Below are 3,263 nucleotides of genomic sequence, written 5' to 3' on the forward strand. Positions count from 1 at the left end.
GTTTCGTGCCAGCGAGGGCCGGCGAGGGTCTTTCCCGGTTCTGGCGGCGCCGGTGGTGTTCGAGGGTGGCGATGGCCATTTCGGTCAAGGTGATGGTGCGCTTCGAGGTGGTGGTTTTGGGAGGGTGGTGGCGGGCCAACTCGGATCATCCCTGGGACCTCACCCGGTGGGCCGCCAGGCGCCGGCCGACCCGTCAAGCAATGAGCGCTTGACGCGCCGACCACCACCCAGCAAAACAGGAGTATGCCGCCTCAAAAAGGAGGCGTAGCCGCGGGACAACTGCGCTGAAATTCGTTCCTGTAGTAGCGCACTGTCGGCGGCCGTGGCGGATGACGCAGCAAGGCTGGATAATGTCGGGTTAATTTCGATATTCCGAACGTCAAGCGACTATGCGGAGCCATGTGCCGGCTCATGCGCGCCGATCCATGTGCGCGGTGGCACTCGACAGGGGGAGGTCTACTAAAATGATGCCTAGGCGAACATTGTCGATCGCTGATCTGAGTTCCGATGCGCACTCGGCTCTCGTTTCGGCGGGTTGGTCGCGCCAATTCTCCCGTGAGGTACCTGAGGAGTTTCTTGAATTTTGCGAGGGACTCGGCCGGACGCCCCCGACGCCTGTGGTTGAGGTGGTGCGACGCTTTCAGGGCATGACGCTTTCGCATCCGCATTTTTATGATTCAAGCATTTCGATTGAGACTGTCGTTGATGCCGGGATGGCTTGTCGGAACGTCAGTGACGCGCTACTCATTTCAAAGTACGAGCCCGCGGCGAGGGTCGAGCTGTTTCCGGTAGCCCAGACCCCGTATGGTCTCTTCTTTGCGCTGGGGGCAGACATGGCCCTCTATGGATTTCACGATCCGCATCTAGGCCTTTACGGATTCGACTTTGTGGACTTCTTGAACCTCCTCTATGATGACCGCGCGCCAATCTCTCTAATCGGCTGACCTCTGGTCCTATTTTCGATGAGCTTCAGATCCGAATCTCGGGTTACGGTCGGCCCCGCGGGGCCGATCGGTGGTCGGCGGCTTGGAGCAGACCACGGGCAACCTGCTCGGCCTCCGGGGCCGTGACCAATAGATTAGCTGGCCGCACATGTCCCGACAGTCAGGCTGCCGGGTGGTCGCATTTCTACTGGATTCCTTGGATGCGGGTGCTGATGGAATGGCTCCCGATATCTGCTAGACCGAAGCCATTGTCGGTATGCCCAGGCGGGGAGATGGGCCATTGATGGATGTCCGTGAGATCTGTCGACCCGGCATTGAGATAAGATAGATACGATGACGACCAGACAAGCGCAGTTGTTGCTGTTGCCTGAAGATGAGGTGGCGATAGCGGCCGCAATCTTGGCCCGGTATCCAGATGTGAGGTTCATCGACCACGTGGCGTGGGACTCGCCATCGACGCCGCCTGTGCGGGAGTCGGTGGTGGCCTGCCATTTCGGTGCATCGATTTGGAGCCCTCGGATTTACCCCGAGCTTCCTGTTGACATTCGTAGCAATGGGACGATCATGGGTCCGCAAATCGGGCCGGTTGTGCAGTGGTTGAGGAGCAGGGAGGTGTCGCCCGGAGTTTTGGCATCTGGACGTTGGGCGGCGTCGTTCACCGACTCCAGTGCGGCGGCGATGGTTGAGTTCGTCGGTGATATCTGGAAGATCCTTTTCCGCGAAACCTTCAACAGCCTTCAATGGGCAGGCGCTACCCTTGGCCGGCATTCGCTGGAGCGGCGGTTTCGAGTAGGCAAGCTCGCCTATAAGGATGCCGAGGAAGGCGTATTGATGCTAAAGGGTGGTCAGATGATCCTGCGGCCAGAACGTCGACGATGATGGCCTCGTCGTTGGTGCTTCATACGTTCTACGTCGTGGCGGGATCGGCCGCTGTACTTTGTACCGGGTTGGCGACGTTTTGGGCGAGGAGGTCATCGCGGTGGCGCGGGCTAGTGTAGAGGTGAGGACTCTTTGCGAGGGGTGGAGGGTTGTCTGACATGAGCGGGACGGGTGTGCTTCAGGCCGCCGTCGCACGGAGTTGCTTCAGTTTGGTGCGGCTCGTTCCGTTGCTGGAGGCCCTGGGCTCTCCTCTCGCTGGTTCGGTGAGGGATGTGGCAACGTGCCGGCTGGCCGGCGATCCGGCGCGGAACGCTTCGCTGATCGAGCTGAGCGATTACCTGGAGGCGTCGCGGTGGGAGTCCGGAACCGCGGACGACGCACGCGGACTGGAGTTTCGCATCGCGTTCCTGGGCCTCACTGCTTCCGGCGCCGGTGACCCCGCTTGGGGCGCCAGCCCGGAAGGTGTCCTTGTCAATGCGCTGGGGCTATGGCGGACAGTCGACGGCGGGATGGATCGGACATCCGTTGATGGCGAGCGCGCTTCCCGCGTCGGCGAATTCGAAGGGCGCGAGGCACAGTGGCAGGGGCGGGAGCGGTCTGCTTTCGCCGACGAGGAGGTCACGCGTTCGGCTGTTGCAGAATACGTTGAAGCCCTGGCTGACGACCATGAGATGAGTCGGGCCGAGCTGACTCGGGTGGTGGCGGCGTGCGGATGGGAGTCGGGCGGCCCTTGCGCGCTCGGATGCGATTGGCCGGTGTGTACGGCGCGGGAGCCGAATTGCGTTGAGGGCCGCCGCTGGCGACAGCAGAGCCTCGGCGCCCGCCTCCGACGCAAGCACGGTGCAACCACACAGAAGTGGTATCTGGAGGTGCTCTATTACGAGGAGCGCGCAGACGGCGTTTGGGAGGAGTTGCTCGAGATCAGTCCTGAAGGCCATGAGCTGCGGAAAATAGTGAAGACCCCGCGCGGCACTGACGCGGCTGATGTTCGCCAGGTGGCCGGCGATGCGTGTCGGCTCAATAAGGGCTCCGTGCTGTCGTTCGAGGTGATTTCATCGCGTTCTGATCTGGCTGCCACGGAGATTTCGGCCGCGGATTTCGAACATCGATGGCTTAGCGCCCGAAGCCCGAGCTAGAGGGCGGGGAGGGCGCGGTGTTTGGTGGTGAGGCTGAATGCTACGTTCACGTTCAATGGAGGACATGTGCCGATCGATGTCAGCTCGGTTTTGGGGCTGACCGATGAGCTGGTCGCATCGAGGTTTCCTGCTAGTCTCGCCGACGTAAACGAAGCCTTGGACGCGCTCTGTTGGAGCCCAGTGACGTGATCTCAGCGAGGTTCAGCTGATCATGCGGTGTTCGAAGTGGGTGAGAACGAGGGCCGCTCTGGCGAGTTCGGTGATTCTCGACGGGCTTATGGTCACGTGGCGGAGTGCTTTCCAG

General features: G+C 61.4%; 3 protein-coding genes. All 3 read left to right on the forward strand.

The features are described 5' to 3' along the window. The first annotated feature begins 482 nt into the window (after window positions 1-482). Window positions 483-944, forward strand: a complete 462-nt coding sequence (locus KDL01_RS39970; RefSeq protein WP_212533936.1) for a hypothetical protein — start codon at window positions 483-485, stop codon at window positions 942-944. A 333-nt stretch (window positions 945-1,277) separates the two neighbouring features. Further along, entirely contained in the window at window positions 1,278-1,823 is a 546-nt protein-coding gene (locus tag KDL01_RS39975; protein ID WP_212533937.1) for a DUF8467 domain-containing protein, read from the forward strand. Window positions 1,824-1,981: 158 nt separating this feature from the next. Further along, window positions 1,982-2,959, forward strand: coding sequence for a hypothetical protein (locus KDL01_RS39980; RefSeq protein WP_212533938.1), 978 nt, complete (start codon window positions 1,982-1,984; stop codon window positions 2,957-2,959). Window positions 2,960-3,263 lie beyond the last annotated feature (304 nt).

The sequence above is a fragment of the Actinospica durhamensis genome (assembly GCF_018139695.1).
Taxonomy (GTDB): Bacteria; Actinomycetota; Actinomycetes; order Streptomycetales; family Catenulisporaceae; genus Actinospica; species Actinospica durhamensis.

Bases quoted from the DNA above. Each gene is read 5' to 3' on its own strand.
- KDL01_RS39975 (WP_212533937.1), top strand. From the start codon at position 1,278: ATGACGACCAGACAAGCGCAGTTGTTGCTGTTGCCTGAAGATGAGGTG.
- KDL01_RS39980 (WP_212533938.1), top strand. From the start codon at position 1,982: ATGAGCGGGACGGGTGTGCTTCAGGCCGCCGTCGCACGGAGTTGCTTC.